This is a genomic window from Pseudomonas sp. HLMP (genome assembly GCF_046365545.1).
GTDB lineage: Bacteria > Pseudomonadota > Gammaproteobacteria > Pseudomonadales > Pseudomonadaceae > Aquipseudomonas > Aquipseudomonas guariconensis_B.
This window is the reverse complement of sequence record NZ_JBDLLR010000001.1, coordinates 420,796-437,934: the sequence shown is the minus strand read 5'-3', so window position 1 is coordinate 437,934 and position 17,139 is coordinate 420,796. Positions and strand designations below refer to the sequence as shown.

General features: G+C 66.2%; 19 protein-coding genes. All 19 read left to right on the top strand.

From position 1 onward, the window contains the following. The first annotated feature begins 191 nt into the window (after positions 1-191). The 19 genes from ABFA30_RS02195 (at position 192) to ABFA30_RS02105 (ending at position 17,122) form a co-directional block, all read left to right on the top strand. The gene (locus ABFA30_RS02195; protein WP_368815410.1) at positions 192-908 is read left to right on the top strand and encodes a beta-ketoacyl synthase chain length factor; all 717 of its coding nucleotides are present in this window, start codon (positions 192-194) and stop codon (positions 906-908) included. Next, the gene (locus tag ABFA30_RS02190; RefSeq protein WP_225787506.1) at positions 884-1,702 is read left to right on the top strand and encodes a lysophospholipid acyltransferase family protein; all 819 of its coding nucleotides are present in this window, start codon (positions 884-886) and stop codon (positions 1,700-1,702) included. The genes ABFA30_RS02195 and ABFA30_RS02190 overlap by 25 nt, the downstream gene beginning before the upstream one ends. Beyond that, entirely contained in the window at positions 1,671-1,943 is a 273-nt protein-coding gene (locus ABFA30_RS02185; protein WP_225787507.1) for a phosphopantetheine-binding protein, read from the top strand. The genes ABFA30_RS02190 and ABFA30_RS02185 overlap by 32 nt, the downstream gene beginning before the upstream one ends. Before the next feature lie 9 nt (positions 1,944-1,952). After that, positions 1,953-2,207: an acyl carrier protein gene (locus tag ABFA30_RS02180; RefSeq protein WP_225787508.1), complete on the top strand. Its 255-nt coding sequence runs from the start codon at positions 1,953-1,955 to the stop codon at positions 2,205-2,207. Then, positions 2,204-2,749: a hypothetical protein gene (locus ABFA30_RS02175; protein WP_410045112.1), complete on the top strand. Its 546-nt coding sequence runs from the start codon at positions 2,204-2,206 to the stop codon at positions 2,747-2,749. Before ABFA30_RS02180 ends, ABFA30_RS02175 begins: the two co-directional genes overlap by 4 nt. Beyond that, positions 2,746-4,425, top strand: coding sequence for an AMP-binding protein (locus tag ABFA30_RS02170; protein ID WP_410045111.1), 1,680 nt, complete (start codon positions 2,746-2,748; stop codon positions 4,423-4,425). Before ABFA30_RS02175 ends, ABFA30_RS02170 begins: the two co-directional genes overlap by 4 nt. Continuing rightward, positions 4,418-5,152 (top strand): glycosyltransferase family 2 protein, encoded by a 735-nt coding sequence (locus ABFA30_RS02165; protein ID WP_225787511.1) that lies wholly within the window; start codon positions 4,418-4,420, stop codon positions 5,150-5,152. The genes ABFA30_RS02170 and ABFA30_RS02165 overlap by 8 nt, the downstream gene beginning before the upstream one ends. Next, a complete protein-coding gene (locus ABFA30_RS02160; RefSeq protein ID WP_410045110.1) occupies positions 5,149-6,087 on the top strand; it encodes a glycosyl transferase in 939 nt (312 codons plus the stop codon). The genes ABFA30_RS02165 and ABFA30_RS02160 overlap by 4 nt, the downstream gene beginning before the upstream one ends. Continuing rightward, complete coding sequence (hutH, locus tag ABFA30_RS02155) at positions 6,068-7,612, top strand: histidine ammonia-lyase (protein ID WP_410045109.1); 1,545 nt, start codon at positions 6,068-6,070, stop codon at positions 7,610-7,612. Before ABFA30_RS02160 ends, hutH begins: the two co-directional genes overlap by 20 nt. Continuing rightward, the gene (locus ABFA30_RS02150; RefSeq protein WP_225787514.1) at positions 7,605-8,030 is read left to right on the top strand and encodes an acyl-CoA thioesterase; all 426 of its coding nucleotides are present in this window, start codon (positions 7,605-7,607) and stop codon (positions 8,028-8,030) included. The genes hutH and ABFA30_RS02150 overlap by 8 nt, the downstream gene beginning before the upstream one ends. Further along, on the top strand, positions 8,027-8,629 hold the full coding sequence (locus ABFA30_RS02145; RefSeq protein WP_410045108.1) for an outer membrane lipoprotein carrier protein LolA: 603 nt from the start codon (positions 8,027-8,029) through the stop codon (positions 8,627-8,629). The genes ABFA30_RS02150 and ABFA30_RS02145 overlap by 4 nt, the downstream gene beginning before the upstream one ends. Beyond that, complete coding sequence (locus ABFA30_RS02140) at positions 8,619-10,940, top strand: MMPL family transporter (RefSeq protein WP_410046023.1); 2,322 nt, start codon at positions 8,619-8,621, stop codon at positions 10,938-10,940. The genes ABFA30_RS02145 and ABFA30_RS02140 overlap by 11 nt, the downstream gene beginning before the upstream one ends. A gap of 120 nt (positions 10,941-11,060) precedes the next feature. After that, positions 11,061-12,308 (top strand): NAD(P)/FAD-dependent oxidoreductase, encoded by a 1,248-nt coding sequence (locus tag ABFA30_RS02135; protein WP_368815405.1) that lies wholly within the window; start codon positions 11,061-11,063, stop codon positions 12,306-12,308. Beyond that, positions 12,305-13,036: a class I SAM-dependent methyltransferase gene (locus ABFA30_RS02130; protein WP_225787517.1), complete on the top strand. Its 732-nt coding sequence runs from the start codon at positions 12,305-12,307 to the stop codon at positions 13,034-13,036. The genes ABFA30_RS02135 and ABFA30_RS02130 overlap by 4 nt, the downstream gene beginning before the upstream one ends. Continuing rightward, the gene (locus ABFA30_RS02125) at positions 13,033-13,518 is read left to right on the top strand and encodes a hypothetical protein (protein ID WP_253090987.1); all 486 of its coding nucleotides are present in this window, start codon (positions 13,033-13,035) and stop codon (positions 13,516-13,518) included. The genes ABFA30_RS02130 and ABFA30_RS02125 overlap by 4 nt, the downstream gene beginning before the upstream one ends. After that, a complete protein-coding gene (locus tag ABFA30_RS02120) occupies positions 13,515-14,708 on the top strand; it encodes a beta-ketoacyl-[acyl-carrier-protein] synthase family protein (protein ID WP_225787519.1) in 1,194 nt (397 codons plus the stop codon). The genes ABFA30_RS02125 and ABFA30_RS02120 overlap by 4 nt, the downstream gene beginning before the upstream one ends. Next, positions 14,705-15,175 carry a hotdog family protein gene (locus tag ABFA30_RS02115; protein ID WP_225787520.1) on the top strand — a complete coding sequence of 157 codons (471 nt, stop codon included), beginning with the start codon at positions 14,705-14,707 and terminating at the stop codon, positions 15,173-15,175. The genes ABFA30_RS02120 and ABFA30_RS02115 overlap by 4 nt, the downstream gene beginning before the upstream one ends. Further along, complete coding sequence (fabG, locus tag ABFA30_RS02110; protein WP_225787521.1) at positions 15,168-15,896, top strand: 3-oxoacyl-ACP reductase FabG; 729 nt, start codon at positions 15,168-15,170, stop codon at positions 15,894-15,896. The genes ABFA30_RS02115 and fabG overlap by 8 nt, the downstream gene beginning before the upstream one ends. Continuing rightward, positions 15,896-17,122: a beta-ketoacyl-ACP synthase gene (locus ABFA30_RS02105; protein WP_225787522.1), complete on the top strand. Its 1,227-nt coding sequence runs from the start codon at positions 15,896-15,898 to the stop codon at positions 17,120-17,122. The genes fabG and ABFA30_RS02105 overlap by 1 nt, the downstream gene beginning before the upstream one ends. The last annotated feature ends 17 nt before the right edge of the window (positions 17,123-17,139 follow it).

Here is a 17,139-nt window from a genome sequence, read left to right as displayed (position 1 = left end):
GCGCACACAACTCATCAGACGATGCCACGTACGACTGAAGGCAATGTCTGATTGAAACCATATGCATTGATCCATGACTCCGGCACCGGGATAATGCGCGCCACTCGGCGAATGCGCCAACCCTGTCAGGTCGTTGTTCCGAGTCATTCCCTCGGCAAGGAATTCCCGCAGGGCGGGAAGTAGAAAGCACCGTGATCACCTTCGATATCAGCCAATGGCGCGCCTGGGCTCCGGGCTTGCAGACGCCTGCCGACTGGCAGGCGTGGGCGCTCGGTCACCAGGCCCCGCACAGCGACGGGCCGGCACCTGACGTGTCGTTCTTGCCCGCCATGCAACGCCGCCGGCTCAGCCGCCTGGCGCGCATGGCGTTCGCAGTTGGCTGGCCATTGGCCGAAGGGCACGAAACATTGCCGCTGGTGTTCGTCTCGCGCCATGGTGAAACCCCTCGGACATTCTCGATTCTCAGCGAGCTGGCCGAGCGCCAGCCGCTGTCGCCGACCCAGTTCAGCCTGTCGGTGCACAACGCAGTGATTGGCCTATGGTCGATCCTGCGCGGCGAAACCAGCGAGATGACCGCCCTGGCCGCGGCCGGCGATGGCTTCGAGCACGGTGTGCTGGAGGCCTCCGCGCTGCTGGCCGAGGGGGCCCCGGCGGTGCTGTTGATCGTTACCGAGGAGCTGCCGCCGGAGGCTTACAGGCCATGGATAGACGACGTGCCCTTCGCCTATGCCCTGGGTCTGCTGCTCACGCCTGGTACGCATTGGCAACTGGCCCAGGGCCAGACACCGGCCCCCGAGGCCACGGAACTGCCCCATGCCCTGAACTGGCTTCGTGCCTCGCTCAACGGCACGGGCTCCTTCACTCATACATGGAAGCGTCGTACATGGAACTGGCAACGGCAGCCGTGAGACGGCCACGCGATGCCTACTACTGGCGCCTGCTGGCGACGGCCGCGAGCTTCTTTCTGTTCGGGCTGGGCGGCCTGTGCCTGCGGTTGCTGGTGTTCCCGCTGCTCGCCTGCCTGCCCGGTAGTGCAACGCGCCACCGTCAGCGCGCCCGTCGTACCATTGGCTGGTTGTTCTGGCGCTTCATCCGTTTCATGCACGCTGCGGGCGTGCTGACCTATGAGATAGACGGCGCCGAACGTTTGGGGCGTCCCGGCCAGATGATCGTCGCCAACCACCCGTCGCTGATCGATGTCGTGTTTCTCATCGGCCTTGTGCGCCAAGCCAACTGCGTGGTCAAGCACAGCCTGTTCGAGAACCCCTTCACCCGCGGCCCGGTGAGCGAAGCCCAGTACATCGGCAATGACGGCAGCCTGGACATGCTCGACACCGCCGTGCAATCCCTGCGCCACGGCCAGCCGCTGATCATCTTTCCCGAAGGCACGCGCACACCACCCGGCCAAACGCCAACCTTTCATCGCGGCGCCGCCGCCATCGCTCTACGGGGTGCGAAGATCATCACCCCGGTGACCATCGAGGTCAGCCCCACCACCCTGACCAAGAACGAACCCTGGTACCGCATTCCCAGCCGCCGCGTCCATTTCACCCTCAAGGTCGGCAGCGATATCGACCCCCAGGCCTTCGCCGTCCAGGGACCCGCGCCCCAAGCATCGCGCAAACTCAACGACTACCTGCACCAGTACTACATCAAGGAGCTCGCCGCCGATGAGCGATCCACAGCAAGACCTGCACCGTGACCTCAAGCAACTGATCATCGACGCCCTGGGCCTGGAGGATATCAGCGTGCAGGACATCGACGACCAGCAGACCCTCTTCGGCGAAGGCCTGGGTCTGGACTCGGTGGATGCGCTGGAACTCGGCCTGGCGATCCAGAAGCGCTATGGCATCAAGATCGATGCCGACGCCAAGGACACCCGCAACCATTTCAGCAACGTTGCCGCCCTGGCCGCGTTCGTCACTGCCCGTAAGGCCGCCTGAGACCGCCCCATGCAAACCCGCGAAGACATCTTCAACATCCTGCGCGACGCCCTGGTAGAACTGTTCGAACTGGAACCGTCTCGCATCAGCCTGGACGCCAACCTGTACCAGGACCTGGAGATCGACAGCATCGACGCCGTCGACCTGATCGACCACATCAAGCGCCAGACCGGCAAGAAAATCACCGCCGACGACTTCAAGTCGGTACGCACCGTCAACGATGTGGTCGAAGCGGTGTTCCGCCTGGTCAACCCTCCGGCATGAAGCGCCTGATCGGCCTCGGCTTGCTGGCGGCCGGTGTGCTGTATCCCTTTGCAGTGCATTTCGGCATGACGCACTTCGCCCCGTGGCAGTTCGGCCTGCTGCTCGGTGCCTTGTGGCTGGCCCGCGCCCTGAGCGCGCCACACCGCCCCGGCAGCCTCGGGATGGCAGTGGCGGCCCTGGCCTTCTGTGCCCTGCTGGGCCTTTCCGACAGCCCGCATCTCTTGCGCTGGTATCCGGTGCTGATCAGCACATTCATGCTCGCCCTGTTCGGCGCCAGCCTGCTGCGCGGCCTGCCGGTCATCGAACGCCTGGCGCGCCTGCGCGACCCGCAGCTCCCCCCGCACGCGGTGCGCTACACGCGCCGTGTGACCCAGGTCTGGTGCCTGTTCTTCCTGGCCAATGGCCTGATCGCCACCGCCCTCGCCCTGTGGGGGCCGCTGAGCTGGTGGACCCTCTACAATGGCCTGGTCGCGTATGCCGCCATGGGCCTGCTGTTCGCCGTCGAATGGCTGATAAGACAACGCGTGCGAGGACGCCCATGAACTGGATCGACCTTGAGCACCTGCTGCGCCCGCTGGATGCGCCACGCCAGGTGACCCAGGCCCCGGCCCTGGACCACGCCGCCCTGTGCCAACAGGCCCTTTGCCTGGCCGGCGGCCTGCGCCAACGTGGTGTGCAGCGCCTGGCAGTGCATCTGGAGGATGCCGCACAGCTGGCTGTCGCCCTGCTCGGCGCCTGGCGTGCCGGGGTCGAGGTATTGTTGCCCGCCGACCTGCAACCGGGCACCCGCGAACGCTGGAACGCCCACGTCGATCTCTGGCTCAGCGACCAGCCAGGTGACCTGGCCCCAGAGGCCCTGCAGGCCGCCCCATTGCCACCGGCGGACCTCGACCTGGATCAGTGCCGCATCAGCCTGTGCACCTCCGGCTCCAGTGGCGAACCCAAGCGCATCGACAAGCGACTGCGCCAACTGGCCAACGAGGTAACGGCCCTGGAACAGCTCTGGGGCGGGGCCCTGGGCGACGCCTGGATCATCGGTAGCGTCGCCACCCAGCACATCTATGGCCTGCTGTTTCGCGTGTTATGGCCGCTCTGTGCCGGGCGCGGTTTCGACAGGCGCCAACTGCCCTTCCCCGAAGACCTGCAGCGCGCCAGCCGCGAGCACCCGGCGTTCGCCTGGGTGGCCAGCCCCGCCCTGCTCAAGCGCATGGGTGACAACCTCGACTGGCCGGCCCTGAGCCTGGTACGCAAGGTCTTTTCCTCCGGTGGCGAATTGCCTGCCGATGCCGCCGAGCGCTTGCACCAGCGCCTGGGCCAATGGCCAACGGAAATTCTCGGCAGCTCCGAAACCGGCGGTATCGCCTGGCGGCAAGGTGAAGCCCTGTGGCAACCGTTCGCCGACGTGCGCTTGAGCCAGGATGAACAGGGCGCCTTGCGCATCGCATCACCATACCTGCCTGCTGGGCATGTCGAGCAGAGCGCCGACGCCGTCGAGTTCACCAGCGACGGCCGCTTTCGCCTGCTCGGTCGCCTGGATCGCATCGTCAAGCTGGAAGAAAAGCGCATCTCCCTGCCCATGCTCGAACAGGCGCTGTGCACTCACGCCTGGGTTGCCGAGGCGCGCCTGGGCATGATCGAGGAAGGTCGCGCCTACCTTGGGGCGCTCCTGGTGCTCTCTGCCAACGGCCTGCATACCCTGCGCAACCAAGGTCGCCGCACCCTGGTGGAAGGCTTGCGCCAACACCTGGCCGCCCATTGCGAGGCCCTGGCGCTGCCACGCCGCTGGCGCCTGCTCCGGCAGTTGCCCCTCAATGCCCAGGGCAAACTCCCACAGGCTCAACTCCAGGCCCTTTTGCAGGCCCCTCGCAGCATGGCCGCAGAATGCCTGGAACAGCGCCAGGAAGGTGACACATGGCACCTGCGCCTTGCCGTACCCATGGATTTGGCCTGCTTCACCGGGCACTTCCCGCAGGCACCGGTGCTACCGGGAGTGGTGCAGATCGACTGGGCTATCGCCCAGGCCCGCGAACTACTCGGCATCGATGGCCGCTTCGTCGGCATGGAGGTGCTCAAGTTCCAGCAACTGGTCCGCCCTGGCGACGAGTTGGCACTGACCCTGCGCTTCGATACCGAGCGCGGCAAGCTGTACTTCGCCTACAGCTGCGCCGGGCAAGCCTGCTCCAGTGGCCGCATTCTGCTGGAGGCTTCCCGTGCATAGGGCCTGCGCTGTGATCCCGGTGTACAACCATGAGCAAGCGGTGCCGTCGGTGGTCGACAACCTGCTACGCGCCGGCCTGCCTTGCGTGCTGGTCGACGACGCCAGCCATGCGCCCTGTGCCCAGGTACTGCGGCAACTGGCCAAGCAAGACGATGTGCACCTGGTCAACCTGCCGGTCAACCAAGGCAAGGGCGGCGCCGTCATGGCCGGCCTGCGCGAAGCCGCACGCCTGGGCTTCAGCCATGCCTTGCAGGTGGACGCCGATGGGCAGCATGACCTGGCCGACGTCAGCCGCTTCCTGGAACAGTCGCAGGCTTATCCACAAGCGCTGGTGTGCGGTTATCCACAATACGATGCCAGCGTACCCAAGGGCCGCCTGTACGCCCGCTACCTCACCCACGTGTGGGTGTGGATCAACAGCCTGTCGCTGCGCATCCCCGACGCCATGTGTGGTTTGCGTATCTACCCATTGCCCGTGACACTGGCCTTGATCGACAGCGTCAACCTCGGCCGGCGCATGGACTTCGACCCGGAGATCCTGGTGCGCCTGTCATGGCGTAACCAGCCAATGCGCTGGCTGCCGACACGGGTCCACTACCCGCAGGACGGCCTGTCGCACTTTCGCCTGTTCCACGACAACGCGCTGATCTCGAAGATGCATGCCAAGCTGTTCTTCGGCATGCTCCTACGCGCGCCGCTGATCCTCTGGCGCAGGTATCGCGCATGAGCGGGCAACCACAGCACTGGGCCGAGCAGCAGGAGCGCGGCAGCTTCTGGTTGATGAAGCTGACCGCGACCTTGCTGCGCTTGCTTGGCCGCCGCATGCTCAGCCCGCTGATCCATGTGGTTGTCGCCTATTTCTTCCTGTTCGGCCGTCGCGCCCGGCGCAGCGCCTGGCAATACCAGCAGCGGCTCAACCAGTGGAGCGGCGGGCAGGTACCGGCTCCCAGCCAATGGCGGGTGTTCCGTCAATTCATGGCATTCGCCGAGGCCCTGCTGGACAAGCTCGACGTGTGGAACGGCAGGCTGCGCCTGGAAGACATCGAGATCGAGGACCCGGCCCAACTGCGCCAGCGACTGCGTGGCGAACGCGGCCAACTGCTGGTGGGCGCACACCTGGGTAACCTCGAGGTGTGCCGCGCCCTGGCCGAGATCGGCGAACAGGTCACCATGAACGTACTGGTCCACACTCGCCATGCCGAGCGCTTCAACCGCCTGCTGGGCGAGGCCGGGGCCAGCAACCTGCGGCTGATCCAGGTCAGCGAGCTGGATCCGGCAGTGATGCTGCAGTTGTCCGAACGCCTGGAACGCGGCGAGTGGTTGGCCATCGCCGGTGACCGCATCCCGCTGCACGGCACGCGCACGGTCGAGGTGGACTTCCTCGGCCATCCGGCCGCCTTTCCGCAGGGCCCGTGGTTACTGGCCGGGCTGCTGGGCTGCCCGCTCAACTTGCTGTTCTGTCTCAAGCACGAGGGCCGCTACCGGGTCGTCCTCGAACCGTTCGTCGAGCGCCTGCACTGGCGGCGTGGCCAACGCGAGCAGGTGATCGCCGAATGGGCCGTGCGCTACGCCGATCGTCTCGGCCATTACTGCTGCCAGGCCCCCCTGCAATGGTTCAATTTCTACCCCTTCTGGAAGACCGATGACGATGCATCCGCATGAGCCTGTAACCTTCGGCGAGTCGCCGCTCGCGATCGAGGATGTCCTGGCCCTGGCCGAGCGCCGGGCCCCGGCGCGCCTGCAGGACGACCCTGCCTATCGCGAGCGCATCGACCGCGGCGCACGCTTTCTCGACACCTTGCTCGACAAGGAAGGGGTGATCTATGGCGTGACCACCGGCTATGGCGACTCTTGCGTGGTGGCCGTACCGCTGGAGCACGTGGAAGCGCTGCCCCGACACCTGTACACCTTCCATGGCTGTGGCCTGGGCAAGCTGCTCGGCCCCATCGCCACTCGCGCGGTGCTCGCCGCCCGCCTACGCTCGCTCAGTCATGGCGTGTCGGGCGTGCGCCTGGCATTGCTGGAGCGCCTGCGGGCGTTTCTCGAACACGACATCCTGCCGCTGATCCCGGAAGAGGGCTCGGTGGGCGCCAGCGGCGACCTGACCCCGCTGTCGTACGTCGCCGCCGCACTGTCCGGCGAACGCGAGGTGCTCTACCAGGGCGAGCGCCGTAGCAGCGCGGACGTACACCGTGAATTGGGCTGGCAACCGCTGGTGCTGCGGCCCAAGGAAGCCCTGGCACTGATGAACGGCACCGCGGTGATGACGGGCCTGGCCTGCCTGGCCTATGCCCGCGCCGACTACCTGCTGCACCTGGCCACGCGCATCACCGCACTCAACGTCATAGGTCTGCAGGGCAACCCCGAGCACTTCGACGAGCGCCTGTTCGCCGCCAAACCGCACCCTGGCCAGGCCCAGGTCGCCGCCTGGCTACGCCAGGATCTCGCCCTCGACGCCCCGCTGCCGCCGCTGCACCGCTTGCAAGACCGTTACTCGCTGCGCTGCGCTCCCCATGTACTAGGGGTGTTGGCCGATAGCCTGGGCTGGCTGCGAGACTTCATCGAGACCGAGTTGAACAGCGCCAACGACAATCCGATCATCGATGGCGAAGCCGAGCGTGTGCTGCACGGCGGGCACTTCTATGGCGGCCATATCGCCTTCGCCATGGACAGCCTGAAGACCCTGGTCGCCAATGTCGCCGACCTGCTCGACCGCCAGCTCGCGCTGCTGGTAGACGTGCGCTACAACCACGGCCTGCCGAGCAACCTCTCCGGCGCCGAAGCCGACCGGGCGATGATCAACCACGGTTTCAAGGCCGTGCAGATCGGCGCCAGCGCCTGGACGGCCGAAGCCCTCAAGCAGACCATGCCGGCCAGCGTCTTCTCCCGCTCCACCGAATGCCACAACCAGGACAAGGTGAGCATGGGCACCATTGCCGCGCGCGACGCCCTGCGCGTATTGGAACTGACCGAGCAAGTCGCCGCCGCGACCCTGCTGGCAGCCAACCAAGGTGTCTGGCTGCGTGCCCGCCAAGCCGCTGCGCGGCCATTGCCGCCGGCCCTGGCACGCATGCATGAGGCCCTGCTGGAAGACTTCGCCCCGGTCATCGAAGACCGAGCCCTGGAAAGCGACCTGCGCCTGTGCCTCGAACGTATCGGCGAGCGCCACTGGAGGTTGCATGCGTAGCCCCGGCGTCTTCCATGTCGACAGCGAGATCGTCGTCCCCTTCTTCGACGTCGACAGCATGCATATCGTCTGGCACGGCCACTACGTCAAGTACCTGGAGATAGCCCGTTGCGCACTGCTCGATCGTCTCGAGCACAACTACCTGCAGATGCAGGCCAGCGGCTATGCCTGGCCGGTGATCGACCTGCAGCTGCGCTACATCCGTGGCGCCACCTTCGGCCAGCACCTGAAGGTGCGGGCCAGCCTGGTGGAGTGGGAAAATCGCTTGAAGATCCACTACCTGATCAGCGATGCCGCCACAGGCGAGCGCATGACCCGCGCCAGTACGGTGCAGGTCGCGGTGCATATCGACAGCGGGGAAATGCAACTGGCGTCACCGCAGGTCATGCTCGACGCGGTGCAGAAGGTATTGTCATGAAGCGCCTCGCGCACCTGCTCGCCACGCTCGCCCTACTGGCCGCCAGCACCTCGGCCCAGGCCTTCGGCTTGGACGATCTGCAGAAACACCTGGGCGACACGGCGGTGGTCAAGGGGCCATTCATCCAGGAAAAACACCTGCGTGCCCTGCCGCAACCGCTGCTGAGCGAAGGCCGCTTCGTCCTCGCCCGCGACCATGGCCTGCTGTGGCAGCTGCAAGCGCCCCTGCGCCAGGACTACCGTATCGACGCCAGCGGCATCGCCCGGCGTACCCCGGAGGGCTGGCAAGCCTTGCCCAGCCGCAGTGCCGCCGCCGAACAAAACCGCCTGTTCTTCGCCGTGCTGCAAGGCGACAGCAGCGGCCTGCAACGTGACTTCAAGCTGAGCCTGTCGGGCGACGCGCAGCACTGGCAACTGCGCCTGACACCTCGTTCGCTACTGCTCAAGCAGGTCTTCAAGCATATCGACATCACCGGTGGGCGCTTCGTTGAGCGCATCGAACTGAACGAAACCCAAGGCGACAGGACCGTTCTGCGCATGCCCCAAAGCAGCGGCGCGGCCACCCTGGACGACCCGGAGCGCCGTGATTTTGCCGACTGAACGCCTGTTGCCCCGCCTGTTCCTGGCCTTGTTGCTGGTCATGCTCGCCGTCGTCGGCTGGCAATGGCACCGGGGGGCACCGCTGTCGGCCGATCTGATGACCCTGGTCCCCGGCGCGAGCCAAGACCCGCTGGTCAAGCGCGCCGAACAGCGCATGCAAGAGCCGCTGAACCGCGAATTGCTGGTGCTGGTCGGTCACCCCGACCGCCAGCAGGCGCTCGCCATGACCGAGCGTCTGGCTGGACAATGGCAGGCCAGCGGGCTGTTCGAGAAGGTGCAGTGGAGCCTGCAGACCGACCTCGCCGCCGTACGCGAACAACTGCTGCAAGGGCGCCTGGCCATGCTTTCGGCCACGGATCGCCAGCAACTGCGCAAGGATCCCGACGCATTCGTCGAGCAGCGTGTGCACAACCTGTTCGACCCCTTCGCCGGCTTCAGCCTGGTGTCCAGCCAAGACGACTGGCTGGGCCTGACCGGGCGTATCCAGGCCAGCCAGCCCAAACCTGCCAACGTCGAGCTGGACACCGCCAGTGGCGCCCTGATCGCCAAGGCCGTGGGCAAGCATTGGGTACTGCTGCGCGCACGTACCTACGCCGATGCCTTCGACATGCACCTGCCCTTGCAGGTGGCCGACCTGCTCGCCAGCAGCCGCACCCAGGCCGACCAGCAGGGCGCCCATCTCCTGGCAGCCAGCGGCCTGCTGCATGCCGCCGCTGGCCAACGACAGGCCAGCCGCGAGATCACCTGGGTCGGTGGTGGCGCCACCCTCGGCATCCTGCTGCTGTTGCTGCTGGCGTTCAAGCGCTGGCGGGTGTTGCTGGCGTTTGTCCCGGTCCTGGTGGGCATGCTGTTCGGCTCGGTGGTCTGCGTGATGCTGTTCGGCCAGATGCACGTCATGACCCTGGTGCTGGGCTCCAGCCTGATCGGCGTGGCGGTGGATTATCCCCTGCACTACTTGTCCAAGAGCTGGAGCCTGACGCCTTGGCGCAGTTGGCCAGCCGTACGCCTGACCCTGCCGGGCATGAGCCTGAGCCTGGCGACCAGTTGCATCGGCTACCTGGCCTTGGCTTTCACGCCCTTCCCGGCACTGACCCAGATCGCCGCCTTCTCCGCCGCAGGCCTGGTCGGCGCCTACCTGAGCGCGGTGTGCCTGCTGCCTGCCCTGCTGGGGAAGGTCGAGCTGCAGCCGGCGCAGTGGCCACTGCGCATCGCCGAAACGCTCACCGATTGGCGCGAACGCCTGCTGCGCAGGGTGCCAAGCAGTGCGCTGCTGGTCCTGCTAGCCCTGTTCTGTGCCACCGGCCTGTGGCACCTGAACAGCCGCAACGATATCCGTCAATGGGTCGGCAGCCCACCCCAGTTGCTCGAAGAAGCCCAGGCAGTGGCGCGCATCACAGGCTACCAGCCGACCAGCCAGTTCTATCTGGTGCGCGGCGCCGACCAGCAAGCGTTGCTCGATCGTTTGGAGGCGCTGTCCAGCAAGCTCGACGAATGGGTGGCGCAGGGCGAGCTCAAGGGCTACATGAGCCTCAGCCAGATCGTCGCCAGCCCCGCTGAACAAGCGCAGGCACGCCAGGCCCTGGGAGCCCTCGGCGCGCACTGGCAACCGCTCGTGGCCCTGGGCGTGCCAGAAGCGGCCCTGGTCGCCGAGCAAGCACAATTGTTGCAGCTACCCGTGCAGACCATCGACCACGTGCTCGCCGGCCCCCTGGGCGAAGCCTGGCGGCCGTTGTGGCTGGGCCAGGACGGTACGGGCGTGGCCGCCATCGTCAGCTTGCAGGGCCTGGGCGATGCCGCCCTGCTGCGCCTGCACACCGCTGAACTGGCCGGGGTGCAACTGATAGACCGGCTGGGTGAGCTGAACCAGGTATTCGCGGCCACCCAGGTCAGCGCCGCCGAACTCAAGCTGCTGTCCTGCGCCCTGATCCTGGTGCTACTGGCCCTGCCCTTCGGCCTTCGCGGCGCCCTGCGCATCGTGGCCCTGCCACTTCTGGCAGCCCTGTGCAGCCTGGCCAGCCTCGGCTGGCTCGGTCAGCCACTGACCCTGTTCAGCCTGTTCGGCCTGCTGCTGGTAACGGCGATCAGCGTCGACTACGCGATCCTGATGCATGAGCGCATCGGCGGCGGTGCCGTGAGTCTGCTGGGTATCCTGCTGGCGGCACTCACCACCTGGCTGTCGTTCGGCCTGCTGGCCTTGTCGAGCACGCCAGCAGTGAGCAACTTCGGCCTGGCAGTAAGCCTGGGCCTGGTCTTCAGCTTCCTGCTGGCCCCCTGGGCTGCCCCTCGCGATGGAGCGCACACGTCGCCATGACCCGCCTTCTGTCATGGGCACCGGCCCTGGCGATGCATGCGCCGGCCAGCACGCTCGGCACGCGTCTCGGGTTGCCCTCAATCGCCAGCCTGACAACTGCTCCACCGGCAAGGAGGCCTCATGCCGAACCCTGAACTGCAACATCACCCCGTGGTGGTGATTGGCGCCGGCCCATCCGGTGCTATCGCCGCCACCCTGCTCAAACGTCGGGGGCACGACGTGCTGGTCCTCGAGCGCCAGCGGTTTCCGCGCTTCTCGATCGGCGAAAGCCTGTTGTCGCACTGCATCGACTTCGTCGAGGAGGCCGGCATGCTCGATGCCCTCCAGGCGGCAGGTTTCCAACTGAAAAACGGCGCTGCCTTCGCCTGGGGTGAGGCGTACACCGACTTCGACTTTGGCCAGACCTTCAGCAAAGGCCGGCCGACCACCTTCCAGGTACAGCGGGCACGCTTCGACCAACTGCTGGCCGACCAGGCCGAAGCGCAAGGCGTGGAAATCCGCTACGAGCATGAAATCGTCAGCGCCGATATGGATGGGGAACGACCGTACCTGCAGGTACGCCGTGCCGACGGCAGCGAGTACCCCGTGCATGCCAGCTTCGTGCTCGACGCGAGCGGCTATGGCCGTGTGCTGCCACGGCTGCTCGACCTGGAGGCGCCGTCGAACTTCCCAGTGCGCCAGGCCGTGTTCACCCATATCGAGGACCGCATCGACCACCCAGGCTTCGACCGCGACAAGATCCTCATCACCACCCACCCCGAACACCGCGACATCTGGTTCTGGACCATCCCGTTCAGCGATGGCCGCACCTCGCTAGGGGTCGTTGCCGCTACCGAGCGCTTCGCCGACGCGCCCGGCGACCTGGACGCCTGCCTCAAGCACTTCGTGGCCCAGGCCCCCAGCCTGTCCAAGGTGCTGGCCAACGCCGTCTGGGACACCCCGGCGCGCGCCATCGGCGGCTACTCGGCCAACGTCAAGGCCCTGCACGGCAAGGGCTTCGCGCTGCTGGGCAATGCCGCCGAGTTCCTCGACCCGGTGTTTTCCTCGGGCGTGACCATTGCCATGCGTTCGGCCAGCATGGCCGCCGGCCTACTGCACCGCCAGCTGCAAGGCGAGGCGGTGGACTGGCAGCGGGACTTCGCCGAACCGCTCAAGCGTGGCATCGATACCTTCCGCGCCTATGTCGAAGGCTGGTACGACGGCAGCTTCCAGGACGTGATCCACCACCCCGGCAGCTCACCTGAGATCCGCGCCATGATCAGTTCGATCCTCGCCGGCTATGCCTGGGACCTGCGCAATCCGTTCGTCGTCGAGCCCAGGCGCCGCCTGCAGACCTTGGCCGAACTGTGCGCGAGGGCGCCGGCATGAGCCAGCAACCGTTCCTCAGCGACACCTACGTCGAAGAGACCCGCTTCGGCTTCTGGTTCCTGCGCAGCCACACCTGGCAGCATCATGTGCTGCGAGTGGCCATCAACGACCTGCGCTGCCTGTTCGACGACGAGCCGCCGCAGGCACCGGTACTGCTCGACGCCGGCTGTGGCCAGGGCAAATCGTTCAAGCACCTGCAGCAGGTGTTCGCGCCGTCGCGGCTGCTCGGCACCGATGCCGACCCGCACAGCCTCGAGCTCAGCGCGGCGGAGGCAGAACGCCTGGGACTCGACGTGGAACTGCGTGGCAGCGACTGCGCTCGATTGCAGTTCGCCGATGCCAGCATCGACATCCTGTTCTGCCACCAGACCTTCCACCACCTGGTGGAACAGGAACAAGCCCTGGCCGAGTTCTACCGGGTGCTCAAGCCCGGCGGTTACCTGCTATTCGCCGAATCTACCGAGGCGTACATCGACACCTGGGTGATTCGCTGGTTGTTCCGTCACCCCATGCACGTGCAGAAGAGCGCCGAGCAATACCTGCGGATGCTGCGCGATCAAGGGTTCGAATTCGCCTCGCACAACATCTCGTACCCCTACCTGTGGTGGAGCCGGGCCAAAGACTTCGGCCTGCTCGAACGCCTCGGCCTGCGCAAGCCGCCGCCCGTTGGCCAACGAGAAGAGACCCTGGTCAACGTAGTGGCACGCAAGCCCCTGGAGCATCCGTGAAGTACCTGCTGGCAATCATCCTGTGCCTGCTGCTCGGCGCCTGTGCCGCACGCCCGCCGCTGCCTACGCAGCTACCGCAGCTGGATCTGCCGCGGCAATTGCACGTCGAGCGCGAGCAGGCCGGGCAGCGCCAGGACTGGCTGCTGGTGATCCAGCGCGAGGAAGGCCGATTGCGCTGGTCGCTGCTCGACCTGCTAGGCATCCCCCTGGCCCGCCAACTGCTCGAAGGTGAACACTGGCAGGCCGACGGCCTGTTGCCACCCAACCCGCAAGCCCGCGAACTGTTCGCTGCCGTGCTGTTCGCCCTGACACCGTCCGGGCAATTGCCACAGCTCTATCCGCAAGCACATCAGCAGGGCGAGTTGCGCTGGTTGGGCGACCGTTGGCAGGTCACCTATCGGGCGGCCGACACCTTCGACTTGAACCTCGGCCAAGGCCTGCGCTATCTAATCAGCCCACTGCCCAGCGAGAATACGCCATGACCGCCTACCTCAATGCCTTGGGCCTGGTCTGTGCCCTAGGCCGTGGCCAAGCCGAAGTCGCCGCCCATCTGTTCGCGGGAGATTGCTCCGGCATGCAGCCCCAAGAGGGCTGGATCGCCGAGCGCAGCCCACCGGTCGGCGCGGTGACAGGCGAGCTCCCGGCAGTCCCCCTGCCAGGGCAGCACAGCCGCAACAACCAACTGCTGTACAGCGCCGCCCTGCAGATCGAGCCGGCCATCCGCCAGGCCATCGACCGCCATGGCGCCGGTCGGGTTGCGGTGATTCTGGGCACCAGCACCTCGGGCATCGCCGAGGCCAGCGATGGCATTGCCGAGTACCTCAAGACCCAGCACTTTCCCGAGCGCTACCGCTACGACCAACAGGAACTCAGCGCCCCCGCGAACTTCCTTGCCGACTGGCTACAACTAAGCGGCCCGGCCTACGTGATTTCCACGGCCTGCACGTCCAGTGGGCGTGCCCTGTCGAGTGCGCGCCGGCTGCTCGACCTGGGCCTTTGCGACGCGGTTCTGTGCGGCGGTGTCGACAGCCTCTGCGGCCTGACCCTCAACGGCTTCAGCGCCTTGGAAGCGCTCAGCGACCATCGCTGCAATCCGTTCTCGGTGAACCGCAACGGCATCAACATCGGTGAAGGCGCGGCGCTGTTCCTGATGACTCGCGAACGTAACCCCGCAGGCCCGTCCATCGCCCTGCTCGGCACGGGGGCCGGCTCCGATGCACATCACATCTCGGCGCCGGACCCAACCGGCAAAGGTGCCTTGCAGACCATGCGCAAAGCCTTGGACAATGCTGGCCTCGTGCCAGGGCAAATCGACTACCTGAACCTGCATGGCACCGCCACCCCCCATAACGACGCCATGGAAAGCCTGGCAGTGCATGAGCTGTTCGGTTCCGCACTGCCGTGTTCCTCGAGCAAGCCCATGACAGGCCACACCCTTGGCGCCGCGGGCGCACTGGAGGCGGCATTCTGTTGGTTGAGCCTGAGCGAGCACAACCCGATGGGCCTGCTGGCGCCGCATGTCTGGGATGGCCAGGCCGATCCGCAATTGCCGGCCCTGTCGCTGACCAGGGCAGGCCAGTGCCTGAGCACGCGAAGCCCACGTCGATTGATGAGCAATTCGTTCGCCTTCGGCGGCAACAACGTCAGCCTGATTCTCGGAGACGTCCCATGATCCCCTGGCCATTGGCCGAGCTGCTGCCTCACGCCGGCGACATGATCTTGATCGACCAGGTCGACAACTGCGATGAAGAGCAGATACACACCCGCGCCACCGTTCGCCCCGGCGGCCTGTTCAACCGTGCCGACGGCAGCCTGCCAGCCTGGCTCGGCATCGAGTTGATGGCACAGAGCGTTGCCGCCTATGCCGGTTGCCGTGCACGCCGCCAAGGCCAGCCAGTGGCGCTGGGTTTCCTGCTCGGTACCCGCAAGTACGAATGTGACGTCGAGCACTTCCCGGCAGGCACCGAGCTGCACATCCACGCCTTGCGCTCACTGGAAGACGAGAACGGCATGGGTGTGTTCGAATGCCACCTGCGCGCCCCCGGCATCTACGCCACGGCCCGCCTGAATGTCTATCGCCCGCCGCAAGCGGCCAGTTACCTGGCTGAAGCAGGCCCAGAGGAGTCACCCCATGACTGATACCATCCTGGTCACCGGTTCGAGCCGGGGCATCGGCCGAGCCATCGCCCTGCGCCTGGCCCGCGCAGGCTTCGACCTGGTTCTGCACTGCCGCAGCGGTCGTACCGAGGCAGAGGCCGTCGCCAGCGAAGTCCGGGGGCTGGGCCAACAGGCGCGGGTGTTGCAGTTCGACGTCGCCGACCGCGCCGCCTGCCGGGCCATCCTGGAAAGCGACGTGGACACCCACGGCGCTTACTACGGGGTGGTATGCAACGCCGGGCTGACCCGTGACGGCGCCTTCCCCGCGCTGACCGACGAGGACTGGGACCAGGTCATGCGCACCAACCTGGATGGTTTCTACAACGTCCTGCAGCCGCTGACGATGCCGATGATCCGCCGCCGAGCACCGGGCCGTATCGTTTGCATCACCTCGGTCTCGGGGCTGATCGGCAACCGCGGCCAGGTCAACTACAGCGCCTCCAAGGCCGGCCTGATCGGCGCCGCCAAGGCCCTGGCGATAGAGTTGGGCAAACGCCGCATCACCGTCAATTGCGTCGCTCCCGGGCTGATAGACACGGCGATGCTCGACGAACACGTACCGGTCGAAGAACTGCTGAAGATGATCCCGGCCGGGCGCATGGGTACGCCAGAAGAAGTAGCAAGTGCGGTGAACTTCCTGATGTCGCCGGAGGCGGCCTACATCACCCGCCAGGTATTGGCGGTCAACGGGGGGTTGTGCTGATGCGCCGCGTCGTGGTCACCGGCATGGCCGGCCTTACCGCCCTGGGCAACGACTGGGCAACCATCGCCGGGCATTTCGCCAACCAGCGCAGCGGTATCCGGCGCATGGACGAGTGGGATCGCTTCGAGGAGCTCAACACTCGCCTGGCCGGGCCCATCGATGATTTCAACGTGCCTGGCCACTGGACCCGCAAGCAATTGCGTAGCATGGGCCGCGTCTCGCGCCTGGCGGTGGCTGCCGCCGAGCGCGCCCTGGCCGATGCCGGCCTGCTCGACGACCCGAGCATCCGCGACGGGCGCATGGGGGTGGCCTGTGGTTCTTCGACCGGCAGCACCGACGAAATCAAGGCCTTCGGCAACATGCTGCTGAACTCGGTGGCCGACGGGCTCAACGCCAACTCCTATGTGCGCATGATGCCGCACACCACTGCGGCCAACATCAGCATCTTCTTTGGCCTGACCGGGCGCCTGATCCCGACCTCCAGCGCCTGCACCAGCGGCAGCCAGGGTATCGGCTATGCCTACGAAGCGATCAAGTACGGTCGCTTGCCGATGATGCTCGCGGGCGGAGCCGAGGAGCTGTGCCCCACCGAGGCCATGGTCTTCGACGCCTTGTATGCCACCAGCCTGAAGAACGACACCCCGCACCTGAGCCCCCGCCCCTATGACAGTGGCCGCGACGGCCTGGTGATCGGCGAGGGCGGCGGCATGCTGGTGCTCGAAGAGCTCGAACACGCCTTGGCCCGCGGGGCACGCATCCACGCCGAAATCGTCGGCTTCGGCAGCAATGCCGACGGTCAGCACACTACCCGTCCGGAACAAGCCACCATGCGCCGGGCCATGGAGCTGGCGTTGGAGGACGCAGGCCTTGCCCCCGAGTCCATCGGCTACGTCAACGGCCATGGCACCGCTACCGAACAAGGTGACATCGCCGAGACCCTGGCCACCAGCAGCCTGTTCGGCCCGCGCATGCCGATCAGTTCGCAGAAGAGCTTCCTCGGCCACACCTTGGGGGCCTGCGGCGCGCTGGAATCGTGGTTCAGCATCGAGATGATGAACAGCGACCGCTACGTGCACACCCTCAACCTCGATCACATCGACCCACGCTGCGGCGAGCTGGACTACCTGCAAGGAGAGTTCCGCGCCATGAGCCGCGAGTACGTCATGAACAACAACTTCGCCTTCGGCGGGGTCAACACCTCGTTGATCTTCCGCCGCTGGCCTTGAAATACCACCCTACTGGA

What these genes read in the sequence shown, in the direction of transcription:
- ABFA30_RS02190 (WP_225787506.1), top strand. Translation starts at nt 884, where the DNA reads ATGGAACTGGCAACGGCAGCCGTGAGACGGCCACGCGATGCCTACTAC.
- ABFA30_RS02185 (WP_225787507.1), top strand. Translation starts at nt 1,671, where the DNA reads ATGAGCGATCCACAGCAAGACCTGCACCGTGACCTCAAGCAACTGATC.
- ABFA30_RS02180 (WP_225787508.1), top strand. Translation starts at nt 1,953, where the DNA reads ATGCAAACCCGCGAAGACATCTTCAACATCCTGCGCGACGCCCTGGTA.
- ABFA30_RS02175 (WP_410045112.1), top strand. Translation starts at nt 2,204, where the DNA reads ATGAAGCGCCTGATCGGCCTCGGCTTGCTGGCGGCCGGTGTGCTGTAT.
- ABFA30_RS02170 (WP_410045111.1), top strand. Translation starts at nt 2,746, where the DNA reads ATGAACTGGATCGACCTTGAGCACCTGCTGCGCCCGCTGGATGCGCCA.
- ABFA30_RS02160 (WP_410045110.1), top strand. Translation starts at nt 5,149, where the DNA reads ATGAGCGGGCAACCACAGCACTGGGCCGAGCAGCAGGAGCGCGGCAGC.
- hutH (WP_410045109.1), top strand. Translation starts at nt 6,068, where the DNA reads ATGACGATGCATCCGCATGAGCCTGTAACCTTCGGCGAGTCGCCGCTC.
- ABFA30_RS02150 (WP_225787514.1), top strand. Translation starts at nt 7,605, where the DNA reads ATGCGTAGCCCCGGCGTCTTCCATGTCGACAGCGAGATCGTCGTCCCC.
- ABFA30_RS02145 (WP_410045108.1), top strand. Translation starts at nt 8,027, where the DNA reads ATGAAGCGCCTCGCGCACCTGCTCGCCACGCTCGCCCTACTGGCCGCC.
- ABFA30_RS02135 (WP_368815405.1), top strand. Translation starts at nt 11,061, where the DNA reads ATGCCGAACCCTGAACTGCAACATCACCCCGTGGTGGTGATTGGCGCC.
- ABFA30_RS02130 (WP_225787517.1), top strand. Translation starts at nt 12,305, where the DNA reads ATGAGCCAGCAACCGTTCCTCAGCGACACCTACGTCGAAGAGACCCGC.
- ABFA30_RS02120 (WP_225787519.1), top strand. Translation starts at nt 13,515, where the DNA reads ATGACCGCCTACCTCAATGCCTTGGGCCTGGTCTGTGCCCTAGGCCGT.
- ABFA30_RS02115 (WP_225787520.1), top strand. Translation starts at nt 14,705, where the DNA reads ATGATCCCCTGGCCATTGGCCGAGCTGCTGCCTCACGCCGGCGACATG.
- fabG (WP_225787521.1), top strand. Translation starts at nt 15,168, where the DNA reads ATGACTGATACCATCCTGGTCACCGGTTCGAGCCGGGGCATCGGCCGA.
- ABFA30_RS02105 (WP_225787522.1), top strand. Translation starts at nt 15,896, where the DNA reads ATGCGCCGCGTCGTGGTCACCGGCATGGCCGGCCTTACCGCCCTGGGC.